We start from the raw sequence: 13,668 nt of genomic DNA on the forward strand, positions 1-13,668 counted from the left end.
CTTGTCGGGCAGTTAGTCGATCGTTCAATCGAGCAAGCTTTCGGGCTGCTCGCGGCGAAGCGTTGCGCGGATCCATTCGGCGAGCCGATCGGCATGGGCATTCGCGCGGTGCGGGGCGGCGGGCCGCACCAGATAGTAAGCGCTATGGTCGACGATCCGCTGGGCAAATGGCGCGACCAAGCGGCCGCTCGCCAAGTCGCGCGCCACGAGCAGCCCGCGGGCGAGCGCCACGCCTTCGCCCCCTGCTGCCGCTTCGAGCAGCAAGCCCGCATCCTCGTACAGCGGCGTGTCGCGTGGCTCGGCGATCGATATGCGGGCGGCGGCGAACCATGGCGCCCACTGCTGGCGGGCGTGGCGCAGCAGCACGGCGCGCGCGAGATCAATTGGCTCGGCGAGCGCCACGGCATCGCGATAGGCGGGTGCGCAGACCGGTAACAGCCATTCGCCCGCCAGGCGCGTGGCGACCAGCCCCGGCCAATCCCCCAGTCCATAACGCAGCCCGGCATCGATGCCCCCGCTGCCCGGCAGGGCGAGTTCCAGCCGCGCGTCCAGATGCAACTCAATCTCGGGATGCGCCGCGCGAAAGCCGGCCAGGCGCGGCACCAGCCAGCGATGCGCGAACGAGGGCAGCACGCTGACGCGCAGCGGCTGGCGGGCCGGACGGGCGGGCGGGAATGTTTCGGTCAGCAGGGTGAGCGCCCGCGCGACCGGCTCGGCAATCGCGCGCGCGCGCGGGCTGGGGACCATCCGCTGGCCACGGCGTTCGAACAGCCGCGTGCCGAGCCGCGCTTCCAGCTCGCGGAGGCGGTGGCTGATTGCGCTGTGCGTCAGCCCGAGTTCGCGGGCGGCGGCGCTGTAGCTTTCCAGCCGCACCGCCGCTTCCAGCGCGCGCAGACTTTGCAGCGAAGGGATTGTCACGCCCGCCATTGTGACGATCCGTCACATCCTGGGCAATGCCAAATCGCTGGCGTTGCGGCGCGCTGGCGCGGACAAGCGGGGCGAGGAGACCTGCGATGACCGAACTCGATCTGCTCGCCGATGCCGACGCGCGGGCGCGCGCTTATGTCGCCGGCGCCGAAGCCCGGCGCGCCTATCCCGATGGCGCAGCGCTTGCGGCGCTTGCGGGCTTTGACGAAGCGCTGCCGGACCGTGGCGCGCCGCCTGCGCAAACGCTCGAATTGCTCGACCGGCTCGGCTCGCCGGCCACGGTTGCGTCGAATGGGCCGCGCTATTTCGGCTTTGTGAAGGGCGCGAGCCTGCCGGTTGCTGCCGCTGTCGAGCGGCTGGTGCTTGCCTGGGACCAGAGCGCGGCGTCGGCCGTAGGGGCGCCAAGTGCTGCCGCCATCGAACGCGTTGCCGGGCGATGGATCACCGAGATCCTCGACTTGCCGCGCGGCAGCGCCGTCGGCTTCGGCACGTCTGCGAGTGCGTGCACGATCGGCTGCCTCACTGCCGCCCGCCGCACCTTGCTGGGCAGACTGGGCTGGGACTTCGATGCTCAGGGGCTGGACGGTGCGCCATCGCTTCGCGTCGTGATCAGCGAGACGGCGCACATCACCGTCAAGAAGGCGTTGCGGCTGCTCGGTTTCGGGCTCGACCGGGTGATCGTGGCGCCGGTCGATGCTGCCGGCCGAGTTGATCCTGCGCGGCTGCCCGCGCTCGACGATCGGACGATCCTGTGTCTGCAGGCAGGCGAAGTGAACACCGGCGCATTCGATCCATTTGCCGCGATCCTGCCTGTTGCGCGAGCGGCGGGAGCATGGACCCATGTCGATGGCGCCTTTGGGCTGTGGGCGCGCGCCGCCCCTGCCTCCAGGGCGCTGACCGAAGGTGTCGAGCTGGCCGATAGCTGGACCACCGATGGCCACAAGTGGCTCAACACGCCCTATGACGGTGCGATGAGCATTTGTCGCGACGCAGGCGCGCTGGCAGCGGCGATGAACAGCGATGCCGCTTATGCGGCCGCCGAGCCCGACGCGCAGAAGAATCTGACGCTTGAGTTTTCACGCCGCGCGCGCGGCGTCGCGATCTGGGCGGCGCTGCGCTCGCTTGGGCGGGAAGGGGTTGCGGCACTCGTCGACAGGCATCGCGCGCAGAGCCGCAGGCTTGCCGATGGCTTGGCGGCGGCGGGATTCGAGGTCTTGAACGAAGTGATGCTCAACCAGGTGTTGATCCGCGCCGACTCGCCTGCCGAAACCGAGCGCGTGCGCCGCGCGGCCGAGGCTTCGGGCGAAATCTGGTTCGGCCCGACGATCTGGCAGGGAGCGCCGGCGGCACGGCTCAGCGTCTGCTCGTGGCGGACAAGCGACGACGACATCACGCGAGCGATTGATCTGCTTGCGCAGCTGTTGCGCGCGAAGGCCGCTCAATAAGGCGGCTTGTCCAACCCCGTCGGGCTGCTCGTGAAAATCTCGCAGCCGGTCTCGGTGATGCCGATCGAATGTTCGAACTGCGCCGACAGCGATCGGTCGCGCGTCACTGCCGTCCAGCCGTCGTCGAGCAGCTTCACATCGGGGCGACCGATGTTGACCATCGGTTCGATCGTGAAAAACATGCCGGGCTTGAGCAGCGGGCCGGTGCCCGGGCGGCCGACATGGACGACTTCGGGCGCGTCGTGAAACAAGCGACCGAGCCCGTGGCCGCAGAAATCGCGCACCACGCCGTAGCGATGCCGCTCGGCATGGTGTTGGATCGCGTGGCTGATGTCGCCCAGATGATTGCCGGGGCGCGCCTGCGCGATGCCGAGCATCAGGCATTCATAGGTTACGTCGACCAGCCGCCGCGCCTTCAGCGGCACATCGCCGACCAGATACATGCGGCTCGAATCGCCATGCCAGCCATCAAGGATCGGCGTCACATCAATGTTGACAATGTCGCCCGACTTCAGCGCCTTGTCGCCGGGGATGCCGTGGCAGACGACATGGTTGATCGAAATGCAGCAGCTATGGGTATAGCCGCGATAGCCGATCGTCGCCGGCACGCCGCCGCGATCGACGATGAAGCGGCGGATCATGTCGTCGAGCGCACCCGTCGTCACACCGGGCACGACATGCGGCACGATCATGTCGAGCGTTTCTGCGGCAAGCTGCCCCGCTGCGCGCATCCCGGCGAAGCCTTCCGGCCCGTGGAGCTTGATCGCGCCGGTCCGCGCCATCGGCGTGTCGGCATTGGTGACGGTCATGTAATCGGTCATCATGCCGACATAGCGACTGAGGCCGGCTTTTGCGAGAGGCGTGCTGCGGCGGGCAAATCAGGATCAGGCTAGGCGCGGGCGGCGGATGGCTCTATCGCAGGCGGCATGACCGACCGCATCTGGACTGCCGCCATCGTCGTCATCGGCGACGAAATCCTGTCGGGGCGAACCCAGGACAAGAATGTCGCGCAGATCGCGGTCTGGCTCAACGTGCAGGGCATCCGCCTCGCCGAAGTCCGGGTCGTCGCCGACCGGACCGAAGCCATCGTCGAGGCGGTCAACATCCTGCGTGCGCGCAACGACTATCTGTTCACAACCGGCGGCATCGGGCCGACGCATGATGACATCACCGTCGATGCGATTGCCGAGGCGCTCGGGGTGGGCGTCGTGCACCATCCGCGCGCGCTGGCGGTGCTCGATCGCTATTATGCGACGCGTGGCGGGCTGACTGAGGCTCGCAAGCGGATGGCGCGCGTGCCCGACGGCGCCGATCTGATCGAAAACCGGGTGTCGGGCGCGCCGGGCATCAAGATCGGCAACATCTTCATCATGGCGGGTGTGCCGCACATCACGGCGGGCATGCTCGACGCGCTGACCGGCACGCTCGAAGGCGGCAAGCCGCTGGTCGCGCGGACGATCGGCTGCTGGGTTGCCGAAAGCGAAGTCGCCGACCTGCTGCGCGAGGCCGAGCGCGCCGGGGAAGGTGTTGCGATCGGCAGCTATCCGTTTTTTCGCGAAGGGCGGGTCGGTGCCAATTTCGTGGTGCGCGCAACCGATCCCGCGCTGGTCGACCGCTGCGTGGCAGCGCTGGCCGATGCGCTGGCGGCGAGTGGCCACCCGGTTGTCGATGGTGGCATTTAAGTCTCACTTGCGGGTGATTTGCGTAATTTGCAGTCGCCACTCTTGACCTGATTGTCGCAGAAATTACCAATTGGCGTCTGACAACCTTTCAGCCATGCCGCTGAAATTCCAAAGGGGATTCAACACATGATCATCGCAACCGGCTCGGCAGCCACGCGCCTCCGCCCCTATCTGCTCGCCAGTGCCGCCATCATGGGCATTGCAACGGGCGGAATTGCTCAGGCCCAGATTGCTGAAACGTCTGCGGTTTCGGCGGCGCCCCGCGCTGGCGAAGGCCGTGTCGATGCGGGCGGGGTGCTGCTGGAAGCGCACGACGCCGGTCCCCGCGTCGATGTGGTCGTGCCCGATCCCTATCTGCAGATCGCCGACCCGGGCACGCCGACGACGGCACGCGACCCGGTCAACATCACCGGCGTCGGCCAGATCGTGGTCGATACCGGCAATGGCAACGGCTCGATCGGGCTTTGCACTGCGTCGCTGATCAACCCGCGCACCGTCTTGTTTGCCGCGCACTGTGTCAACTCGGCGCCGGCGACGAGCTATGGCCGACTCGGGCCGGGCAGCACCGGAACGGCGGTCAGCGTCGGCTTTTCGAACAACAACCTGTCGGCATTGCAGCAGTGGCTGTTCGCCGGCGCCAACCAGTATCGGACCAACCCGAACACCTTCCTCTACAATCTGAGCCAGGTGGTCTATCACCCGCGCTCGACCGAGCCGGGCAATGGCTTCCGCTATGCCGATATCGCGATCGGTACGCTTGACACGCCGACGCGGAACATCCCGACCTGGGCGCTGCTGTTCTCGGCACTTCCGGCACCGGCGACGATCGGTGCGGCGGGCACGGGCTATCACGTCAATATCACCGGCTATGGCAACAACGGCACCGGCATCAGCGGCGCCAATGGCGGGATCGACTTCCGCCGCCGCATCGCCGAAAACACGCTCGGCGGCTTGACCTCGCTCGACACGCTCCAGAATTTCCTGTTTGGCACGCCCACAGGGCCGCTGCCGCAGAATCTCTACTGGATCGACTTCGACGATCCGCGGCGCGGCACGCCGGCGGCGAGCCCGTTCGACTTCAACAGCTTCCGTGACAACGCGCTGCCACGCGAAGGCGGCACGGCGCCGGGCGATTCGGGCGGTCCACTTATCCTTGACCGCACCTTTGCGCGTCAGGTCGTCATCGGCGTGCTTTCGGGCGGGTTCAGCCGCTTCTTCACCAACCAGCCGGCGCAGAGCTTTGGCACGAACAGCTTCTACCAGCCGCTTTACCTTTATTGGGACTATATCGCGGCGAACAATCCGTATCGCTATGTCACTGCGGTGGCCGGCGATGGCAACTGGACCGATCCGACGCGCTGGGTGACCAGCATCGACCCGAATTACCAGATCATCGGCCCCAACGGTCAGTTGGTGACCGGCGTGCCCAACAATCCGGGCGGCACCACCATCGACAGAAGCGGCGCCTTCGGCCAGATCTGTTTCCAGAACCCGACGCTGAGCGATTGCCTTGATGTCCGCACGAACATCGAGACGGTCACCGGCGGTCCGATCGGCACCGATGGCAGCGGGCTTGCCAACAATGCGGCCTCGCTGACGCTTTCGGCGCCCTCCAGCCAGCCGGGAACGGGCGTGCTCGGCGCGGGGTCGGATGCGCTGCTCGAAGCGCAGGCGACCCAGCCTGCGGCAGCCCTGCCTGCAGCGACGATCGCCAACGGCCTGCCGGGTGCGACCAATTTCGTGCCGAACAACATCGATCCTGTTCGCACGACGGGCGCGCTCGGCCGTTACTTCGACGTGACGCTGGCGGCGACCGGCACGATCACGCTCAATTCAACCGTGACGATCGACCGCTTCACGCTGAATGGCGCGGGTGCACGGCTCAATATCGATACCGCCGGCTCGCTGACCAGCCTGATCGACATCACCCAGACGATCGGCACGATGCAGGTCAATGGATCGCTGACGTCGCGGGGCGATTATTTCCTGATGGCCGGCGGGCTGAACGGCACCGGCACGATCACGACGCCCTTCTTCACCAACATGGTCGGCGTCATCTCGCCGGGGGCGTCGGGCAATGCCGGGTCGTTCGGCACGCTCAATTTCCGCGGCAATGTGATCCTGACTTCGGGCAGCACCTATCTGATCGATCTCGGCGCGAGCGGCATGTCGGACCGGATCGCGGTGGTATCGAACGGCGTCGCGGGTGACGGCATCGCCAACATCGGTGGCGGGCTGAATTTCAACTTCTCGGCAACGACGCTGCGCGCGGGCAACAGCTACACGATCCTGACCGCGCAGAACGGCGTCACCAGCCGTTTCGCCAATCCGGCCGCGTTCAGCGCGATCCTGACGCCGACGCTGACCTATACGGCCAATGCCGTCCAGCTGACCGTGACGCCGGGCCTCTACGGCAATGTCGTCGGCAATTCGTTCGTGCAGCGGACCTATGCCCAGCTGCTCGACCAGAATCGTGGCAATGCAGCAGCGCTCGACTCGATCTATGGTCCGCTCGACCTGCAGAATGCCGCGACGATCCAGGCAACGCTCGATGGCCTCGCGCCGCGGAGCGAAGCGTTGCTCGCCGGGATCGCAACGACGGTGGTCGACAACAACGCGCGCTTCCATCGCGACCGGCTGGCGCAGTTCGATGCCTCGGTCTCGCATGGCGGCACGATCGCGGTCATCGGTCGGCCGATCCAGCTCGCTGCGGCCAACGCGACGAGCCTGAACGGCGGCCAGCCGGTGCAGAGCGACAGCCAGGAGGCCCGCGTCCAGAAGGCGAACCTGCCCGATGACGTCGGCGTCTATCTGGCCGGTGGCTATATCGACGGGTCGAGCGCACCGGCACGCCTGACCGTTCCGGCAGGCGCGCGCGACCGTTTCAACGGCTTCTACATCCTCGGCGGCATCGAAAAGGATCTGGGCGACGGCATCATCGGCCTGTCGTTCGGCTACACCGAGCTCAACGGCAATGTAACCGGGTTCGCGCAGTCTGCACGCGGCAGCCTTTATCAGGGCACGCTCTATGCGCGCAGCGAACTGGGCGGCGGCTGGTCGATGGACGGGCAGGTCAATGCCGGCGTGTTCGATTCGACCACGATCCGCAATGTCGGCTTCGTCGGCACCAATTACCGGCTGGTTGCCAACAAGGCAGCGTTCGCGCTCGGCGGTGAAGTCGGGTTCCAGAAATCCTTCGCGCTCGGCTTCCTGAACGTCGCGCCGCGCGTGTCGGTGCGGTCGAATTTCATCGATTTCGGTCGCGTCACTGAATCGGGTGGCGGTCCGGCACTTCTCTACACCCGCGACAATCTGTCGTCGGTGCAGGGCCGTGCCGGCTTCAACTTCACGGCAACGAAGGGCAGCGCGTTCAAGCCGTTCCTGTCGGCGAACTATGTCCATGAATTCGACCAGCAGCGCCCGAACAGCGTCGGTGCGAACTTCGTCGGTGGCACGGGCCCGAACCCGCGCTTCCTGCTGGCAAGCATCGACCGCAACTGGTTCGAAGTGAGCGGCGGCGTCAGCTACACTGCCGGCAACATCGAACTGTCGCTGACTGCCGACACGACCGCGGGCCGCGACGACGTGCAGAACCAGAGCTATCGCGGCGCGATCACGCTGCGTTTCTGATCGCCTGACCGGACCGCCGCTCGCGTGTCGCGAGCGGCGGTCACGGGGTCAGCCGGACGCTTTCATCGCGGCAGCGACCGTATCGGCAAAGGCGCGTGCCTTGGCCGAAGCCAGTCGGCCTGTCGGGAAAACGGCCCACAGGTCGATCGGGTCGAGCGCCCAGTCGTCGAGCAAGGTGCACACCTGGCCCGATGCCAGTTCTGGCGCGAACATCCAGTGCGACGCGATCGTCAGCCCCATGTCGGCGAGCACCGCCGCGCGGATGCCCTCCGCACTGCTGACACGCAGCCGCCCGCTGACGGCGACCGAAATCTCGGCACCGTCGCGCCGGAAGCGCCAGCTGCTCGATCGGCCCTGCGTGTAGATGACGGTGTCATGCGCCGCGAGGTCGGATGGCGTCTGGGGCACCCCTGCGCGGTCGAGATAGGCGCGGGTTGCGATCACTGCGCGCGGGCTCGACCCCAGCCGCCGCGCGGTCGCCGATGAATCGGGCAGGTCCCCCATTCGCAGCGCCACGTCGATCCCTTCGCCAACCAGATCGATGATGCGATCGTCAAGGATCAGCTCGACGCTGAGCCCCGGATGTGCGGCAAGGAAATCAGGCAGCAGCCTGACAATATGCAGCCGCGCAAAGGTGGTCGCGGCCGAGACTCGCAGCGTGCCCGCAAGGCCTGCGCCTTCGCCGCGCGCGGCGAGATCGGCCTCGTCGGCTTCCTCGATCGACCGGCGCGCACGCTCGTAAAAGCGCTGGCCAGCCTCGGTGGGTGTCAGCCCGCGCGTCGAGCGCGTCAGCAGCCGGACGCCGAGCCGTTCCTCAAGCTGGGCAATCGTCTTGGAAATCGCCGGCTGGCCGACATTGAGCTGGCGTGCTGCCGCCGAGAAAGAGCCAGTGTCGACCACCCGCACCAAGGTCGCCATTGCGCCAAGCCGGTCCATGCCAATCTCCCGCCAGATTTGGCCGCAGACTAGCCGGGGTCATTCCAGGACGGAATAGAGCATATCGCCACAAGCCGTCGTCCGCCGCGACGCCGATCGGCCTATCTCCACGTCAGCGCCGCCCGATCCCCGGACGGACATCTGATGGAGGTTCCGATGGCCAAGTTCGACACTTATGCAAATGCTTTCCCCAATGCGAAGCTGAACCGCAAGGACAATGGCGTGCTCGAAGTCGCGCTGCACACCGGCGGCGGCAAGCTGGTCTTCAACGGCCACACGCACGAACAATTCGTCGACCTGTTCCACCAGATCGGCGAAGATCGCGACAATCGCGTCGTCATCCTGACCGGTTCGGGCGATGCCTTCATGGACGCGATCGACCCCGAAGGCTTCGATTTCTTCACGCCCGAAGGCTATGACAAGATCCTGCGCGAAGGCCGCAAGGTGCTGTCGAACATCCTCGACATCGAAGTGCCGATGATCACCGCGCTTAACGGACCGGTGCTGCTGCACAGCGAATATGCGCTGCTGACCGACATCATCCTCGCGACGCCCGCAACGGTGTTTCAGGACAAGCCGCATTTCGACTTCGGCATCGTCCCCGGCGACGGCGTCAATCTGCTCTGGCCCGAAGTGATCGGGTCGATCCGCGGTCGCTATTTCATCCTGACGCGCCAGCTGCTCGATGCGCAGACCGCGAAGGACTATGGCGCGGTCAACGAAATCGTTCCCGCCGACCAGTTGCTGGCCCGCGCGCATGAAATCGCCGACAGCATTGCCGCGCTGCCGCCGCTCACCAGCCGCTACACGCGCATCGCGCTGACGCAAAAGCTGCGCCGCATCATCGACGAAGGCGCCGGCTATGGCCTCGCCCTCGAAGGGATCAGCGCCGCCGATGTCGCCCGCCGCATGGCCGCGCAGGGCTGATCCACCCCGCGTCCACGCCCTCCGGACAAGGAGCCCCGGCATGACACTTCAAGCCCGACTCGACGCCTTCAAAGCCGACTTCCGTGCTGGCAAGGCACCGTACAACGTCCCTGCCTCGGTGATCGCGACGATGGAGCGGGGCACCAGCGAGCTTATTGCGAGCGGTGCCGCGGGTCGGGCGTTGAAGGCCGGGGACATTGCCCCCGACTTCACGCTGCCCGCTGCCGACGGCATGCTGGTGTCGTCACGCGATCTGCTGGTCCTCGGGCCGTTGATCGTCAGCTTCTATCGCGGCGTCTGGTGCCCCTATTGCAACATGGAGTTGCAGGCGCTGCAGGCCGTGCTGCCAGCTTTTCGCGAGGCCGGCGCGCACCTGATCGCGATTTCGCCGCAGACCCGGCCGAACAGCCGCAAGTCGATCCGCGAAAACCGCCTCGATTTCCCGATCCTGTCGGACGCGGGGAACGACGTGGCGGCGGCATTCGGCCTGCGCTTCCAGCTGCCCGACTATCTGGTCGACCTCTACAAGCAGCTCGGGAACGACCTGCCGGGTGTCAACGGCGATGCCAGCTGGACGCTGCCGATGCCGGCCCGGTTCGTGATCGGGCGCGAAGGAGTGATCCGCTACGCCGAGGTCAACCCCGACTATACCCGGCGCCCCGAGCCCGCCGATATGCTGCCGGCGGTGCGTGCGGCATCGCTGATCTGGAGCTGATCCGGCGGCGCCGCCGCTCGCGTCAGCTGTCCAGAGTGGGCTGACATTCCTTCCCAACCAGGCCCCCGGCTCAGGGGCCCATTTCTTCCGGAGTATCGACCATGATCGACGTCTATGCCTTTTCCACGCCGAACAGCGTGAAGGTTCCCATCGCGCTCGAAGAGATGGGCCTCGACTATCGCCTGCACGCCGTCAACATCCGCCAGGGCGGACAGAAGGCGCCCGATTTCGTCGCGCTGAACCCGAATGCGAAGGTGCCGGTGCTTGTCGACGGCGCGCTGACGCTGACCGAGAGCGCCGCCATTCTGGTCTATCTCGCTGAAAAGACCGGCCAGTTGCTGCCTGCCTCGGGCGAAGGCCGTGCGCGCGTGTTCGAGCAGCTGTTTTTCCACGCCTCGGGGCTCGGGCCGGCCTTCGGCAATGCCGGCTTTTTCCGCAAATTCGCGCCCGAGCCGATCCCGCTCGCGATCGATCGCTTTGGCGGCGAAGCGCAGCGGATCATCGGCTTGCTCGACGATCTCCTCGGCCGTCAGCGTTTTGTCGCGGGCGACGAGCTGAGCATCGCCGATGTCGCCCACTTCGGCTGGCTGTGGCGGCGGCAGTTCGCCGAGGTCTCGGTCGAGGGTGCGGCCAATGTCCAGCGCTACATCGCCGAGCTTGAGGCCCGCCCCGCGTTCCAGCGCGGGATCGCGCGGACGATGGCGCTGGCAGAGGGCTGATCGGGTGGCACGCAGCATCGTCGTCACCGGTGCCTCAAAAGGCATCGGTCGGGCAGTCGCTGAGGCGCTTGCCGCGCATGGCTGGCACGTCATCGGTATCGCCCGCAGCGCGCCCGGCGCGTTCCCCGGGGAGTTTCTTGCCACCGATCTGAACGATCCGGTCGCGGTGGACGGACTCGCAAGCGGGCTGGCAGCGCGCGGCGACGTGCTGGGCATCGTCAACAATGCGGGTGCGGCCCGCGGAGAAGCATTCGGCAGTGTCGATGCCGACGCCTTCCTCGATCTGCTCGGGTTCAACCTGCGGCCCGCGCTGGTGCTGACGCAGGCGCTGTTGCCCGCGATGCAGGCCGCGCGTTTCGGCCGGGTCGTCAATGTCACCAGCCTGGTGACGCGCGGGCTGCCGTTGCGGACAAGCTATGCTGCCGCCAAGGCCGCACTCGAAAGCCTGACGCGGACGATTGCGATCGAGCAGGCGGCCAATGGCATTACCGCCAATGCGGTTGCGCCCGGCCCGACCGAAACCGAATTGTTCCGCACCAACAATCCGGCGGGCAGCGATGGCGAGGCGCGCTATCTGGCGCAGGTGCCGATGAACCGACTCGGCACTCCGGCAGAGATTGCGGCCGTCATTGCCTTCCTGGCATCTGACGCAGCGGGTTTCGTGACAGGCCAGACGATCTCGGTCGATGGCGGCGCGAGCCTCGGTCGCAATTAGCGCGGTGCCGATACCGTCAGATCGGGCATGATCGCGTGCCACAAATGGACTCGTGCAGCGCCAACGTCTGATGACGGCGCTGATTGGTCCCGATTCGGGTGTAGCTGCCCCCCCTGATTGTTGCTTTTGCCTTCGCAAGCGCACAATCCGCTCCGAGTTTGGCCAAGTGTCGGCCCGGGGTTGGGGACGTGATGACGCCGCAGAACGAACGACCGTTGTTGCTGCACCCCGAACTGTGGCGGGGATGGACCGCGACCGAGAGCTCGATTGCGACCGATCCCTGCGTCTTGCGGGGCGGCTTTCTGCGATCGTGGCAGAATACCAGCTCGACCATGTTGCAGCCGCCGCTCGATCATCATCTGATCGTGCTGCACCAGGGCGGGCCGAAGCGTGTGCGTCGCGACGGGGGCGGGGGCAGCCGGGTGGCTGACGTCGAGCTGCGCGCGGTCACCACCGCGGAGGCGGGCAGTGCTTATCGCTGGCGCACCGAAGGGCCGATCGCCTTTTCGCACTTCTATGTCCGGCCCGATTATTTCGCGGCGCTAGTCGGCGAGATGTTCGATCGCGATCCGGCTTCGGTGAGCTTTGCCGAAACGCTTGGCCGTGCCGATCCGCATGCCGCCAACCTCTTTGACTTGCTGCTGGACCGCCAGCATGACCCCGACTGGGCGCTGTCGGCTGATTTCTACGTCGATGCGCTGTTGATCCGGATGGCAACGACATCGACGTGGGGTGGCGAGTTTCGGCAATATCGCCGGCTGACGCTGGCGCCGCATGTCGTCACCCGCGTGCGCAATTTCATCCGCAGCAACATCGGCCAGCGCATCACGCTCGAGGATCTGGCGGCCGAGGCGGGCTATAGCCGGTTCCATTTCGTGCGGTCGTTCAAGCATAGCACCGGGCTGCCGCCCTATGCCTTTGTGCTGCGCGAGCGCATCGATGCGGCCCGCGAGCTGCTCGACCACACCAATTTGCCGATCGCCGAAATCGCCCAGCGTTGCGGCTTTTCGACGCACACGCATTTTTCGACGCGCTTTCGCGAAGTGATTGGCTTGACGCCTGCCGACTACCGCCGCCGGTCGACCGGCGGCGGAGACGACTGACCCGTCAGAAACCCTGAACGAGCTGCAGGATATAGCGCTGGCTGAACGTGTTCCGGGGTCACCGGAAACTCGACTCCGCCGAGCAGGAACAGATTGCGGCCGAGATGGGTGCGCATGCCCGGCGTGATGCTGACAAAGCTGGTGCCGACACCGCGGATCGGCTCGCGCCAGTTGGCCGCGACATACCAGGTCAGGTCGCCGAACGGCGCGCGGCTATGCGGGGTCACGGTCTGGCCGATCGCGGCATTGAGCACGAAGCTGTCGGGCACGTTGCGCGTCGCGAATTCATAAGCGACGCGACCACGTAGCGAGAATCCGCGACCGACATCGGTCCAGATGTTCAGCTGCGGCTGGGCGGCGAAGACATTGTTGCCCTGACGCAGCGATCCCGTCGGCAAGCGCCAGCCGACCCCGCCGTTGATCGACAGGTTGCGCTTTTCGACCAGCATCACCTGTGTGGTCAGCGTGATGTCACCAAAATTGCCGCTGGTCCCTGAGTCCTGGTAGAAGGGGACCTCGATCCCCGCCCACAGGCGGCGCGAGAAGGGATAATGGAAGCGGCCAAGCACGCCCCAGGAATCTGGCCCGGGACCACTTGTGTAATTCGCCGCGAGGTGGACTTCGCGCGTGAAGAAGCCGTCGGCGGTGGCGAGCCAGCCCTGCCGCGGGGCGCCGCTGTCGCCATTGGGAACGGGGATCCATTTCTCGCTGAGCTCGGCACCGAAGCGATTGCTGTCGAGTGGGGTCCACTCGGTCGCGGGCGGGGCAGGCGGAGGCGGCGCATCCTGAGCCATGGCGGCAGCCGAGCTGCCGAACAGCAAAGTCGTGGCAAGCGCTGCGTTGAAGATGTTGAATTTACTCCGATACAT

Annotated in this window: 12 protein-coding genes; 8 read left to right on the forward strand and 4 right to left on the reverse strand. The window is 66.2% G+C overall.

Annotated elements, in window-relative coordinates; all coding sequences use genetic code 11:
• Positions 1-24: 24 nt before the first annotated feature.
• Complete coding sequence (locus AX672_RS09295) at positions 25-927, reverse strand: LysR substrate-binding domain-containing protein (protein WP_082730472.1); 903 nt, start codon at positions 925-927, stop codon at positions 25-27.
• A gap of 86 nt (positions 928-1,013) precedes the next feature.
• On the opposite strand from AX672_RS09295, the gene AX672_RS09300 reads away from it, so the two are divergent.
• Complete coding sequence (locus AX672_RS09300; protein WP_066650863.1) at positions 1,014-2,372, forward strand: pyridoxal phosphate-dependent decarboxylase family protein; 1,359 nt, start codon at positions 1,014-1,016, stop codon at positions 2,370-2,372.
• On the opposite strand, the gene map is transcribed toward AX672_RS09300, so the two are convergent.
• Positions 2,366-3,193, reverse strand: coding sequence for a type I methionyl aminopeptidase (gene map / locus AX672_RS09305; protein WP_066650901.1), 828 nt, complete (start codon positions 3,191-3,193; stop codon positions 2,366-2,368). The two genes, AX672_RS09300 and map, sit on opposite strands and share 7 nt — an antisense overlap.
• Positions 3,194-3,298: 105 nt before the next feature.
• On the opposite strand from map, the gene AX672_RS09310 reads away from it, so the two are divergent.
• Together AX672_RS09310 and AX672_RS09315 are read left to right on the forward strand one after the other, a co-directional pair.
• Positions 3,299-4,054: a competence/damage-inducible protein A gene (locus tag AX672_RS09310; RefSeq protein ID WP_082730473.1), complete on the forward strand. Its 756-nt coding sequence runs from the start codon at positions 3,299-3,301 to the stop codon at positions 4,052-4,054.
• 126 nt (positions 4,055-4,180) lie between these two features.
• A complete protein-coding gene (locus AX672_RS09315; RefSeq protein ID WP_066650865.1) occupies positions 4,181-7,684 on the forward strand; it encodes an autotransporter domain-containing protein in 3,504 nt (1,167 codons plus the stop codon).
• 48 nt (positions 7,685-7,732) lie between these two features.
• Here AX672_RS09315 and AX672_RS09320 read toward each other — a convergent pair whose 3' ends face one another.
• Entirely contained in the window at positions 7,733-8,620 is an 888-nt protein-coding gene (locus tag AX672_RS09320; RefSeq protein WP_066650866.1) for a LysR family transcriptional regulator, read from the reverse strand.
• A 156-nt stretch (positions 8,621-8,776) separates the two neighbouring features.
• Between AX672_RS09320 and AX672_RS09325 the strand changes: the two genes are divergently transcribed.
• The 5 genes from AX672_RS09325 (at position 8,777) to AX672_RS09345 (ending at position 12,799) form a co-directional block, all read left to right on the forward strand.
• Positions 8,777-9,547: an enoyl-CoA hydratase/isomerase family protein gene (locus AX672_RS09325; RefSeq protein WP_066650867.1), complete on the forward strand. Its 771-nt coding sequence runs from the start codon at positions 8,777-8,779 to the stop codon at positions 9,545-9,547.
• 40 nt (positions 9,548-9,587) lie between these two features.
• Entirely contained in the window at positions 9,588-10,262 is a 675-nt protein-coding gene (locus AX672_RS09330; RefSeq protein WP_066650868.1) for a peroxiredoxin-like family protein, read from the forward strand.
• Between the two features lie 101 nt (positions 10,263-10,363).
• Positions 10,364-10,981, forward strand: coding sequence for a glutathione S-transferase family protein (locus AX672_RS09335; RefSeq protein WP_066650869.1), 618 nt, complete (start codon positions 10,364-10,366; stop codon positions 10,979-10,981).
• Between the two features lie 4 nt (positions 10,982-10,985).
• On the forward strand, positions 10,986-11,696 hold the full coding sequence (locus AX672_RS09340) for an SDR family oxidoreductase (RefSeq protein ID WP_066650870.1): 711 nt from the start codon (positions 10,986-10,988) through the stop codon (positions 11,694-11,696).
• Between the two features lie 191 nt (positions 11,697-11,887).
• Positions 11,888-12,799, forward strand: coding sequence for an AraC family transcriptional regulator (locus tag AX672_RS09345; RefSeq protein ID WP_066650871.1), 912 nt, complete (start codon positions 11,888-11,890; stop codon positions 12,797-12,799).
• On the opposite strand, the gene AX672_RS09350 is transcribed toward AX672_RS09345, so the two are convergent.
• Positions 12,763-13,668: a transporter gene (locus tag AX672_RS09350; protein ID WP_066650872.1), complete on the reverse strand. Its 906-nt coding sequence runs from the start codon at positions 13,666-13,668 to the stop codon at positions 12,763-12,765. The two genes, AX672_RS09345 and AX672_RS09350, sit on opposite strands and share 37 nt — an antisense overlap.

Origin of the sequence: Sphingomonas sp. CCH10-B3 (genome assembly GCF_001556185.1) — a bacterium.
Lineage (GTDB): Bacteria > Pseudomonadota > Alphaproteobacteria > Sphingomonadales > Sphingomonadaceae > Sphingomonas > Sphingomonas aquatica.

Bases quoted from the DNA above. Each gene is read 5' to 3' on its own strand.
- AX672_RS09300 (WP_066650863.1), top strand. From the start codon at position 1,014: ATGACCGAACTCGATCTGCTCGCCGATGCCGACGCGCGGGCGCGCGCT.
- AX672_RS09325 (WP_066650867.1), top strand. From the start codon at position 8,777: ATGGCCAAGTTCGACACTTATGCAAATGCTTTCCCCAATGCGAAGCTG.
- map (WP_066650901.1), bottom strand. From the start codon at position 3,193: ATGACCGATTACATGACCGTCACCAATGCCGACACGCCGATGGCGCGG.
- AX672_RS09295 (WP_082730472.1), bottom strand. From the start codon at position 927: ATGGCGGGCGTGACAATCCCTTCGCTGCAAAGTCTGCGCGCGCTGGAA.
- AX672_RS09345 (WP_066650871.1), top strand. From the start codon at position 11,888: ATGACGCCGCAGAACGAACGACCGTTGTTGCTGCACCCCGAACTGTGG.
- AX672_RS09330 (WP_066650868.1), top strand. From the start codon at position 9,588: ATGACACTTCAAGCCCGACTCGACGCCTTCAAAGCCGACTTCCGTGCT.
- AX672_RS09350 (WP_066650872.1), bottom strand. From the start codon at position 13,668: ATGTATCGGAGTAAATTCAACATCTTCAACGCAGCGCTTGCCACGACT.
- AX672_RS09310 (WP_082730473.1), top strand. From the start codon at position 3,299: ATGACCGACCGCATCTGGACTGCCGCCATCGTCGTCATCGGCGACGAA.
- AX672_RS09335 (WP_066650869.1), top strand. From the start codon at position 10,364: ATGATCGACGTCTATGCCTTTTCCACGCCGAACAGCGTGAAGGTTCCC.
- AX672_RS09315 (WP_066650865.1), top strand. From the start codon at position 4,181: ATGATCATCGCAACCGGCTCGGCAGCCACGCGCCTCCGCCCCTATCTG.
- AX672_RS09320 (WP_066650866.1), bottom strand. From the start codon at position 8,620: ATGGACCGGCTTGGCGCAATGGCGACCTTGGTGCGGGTGGTCGACACT.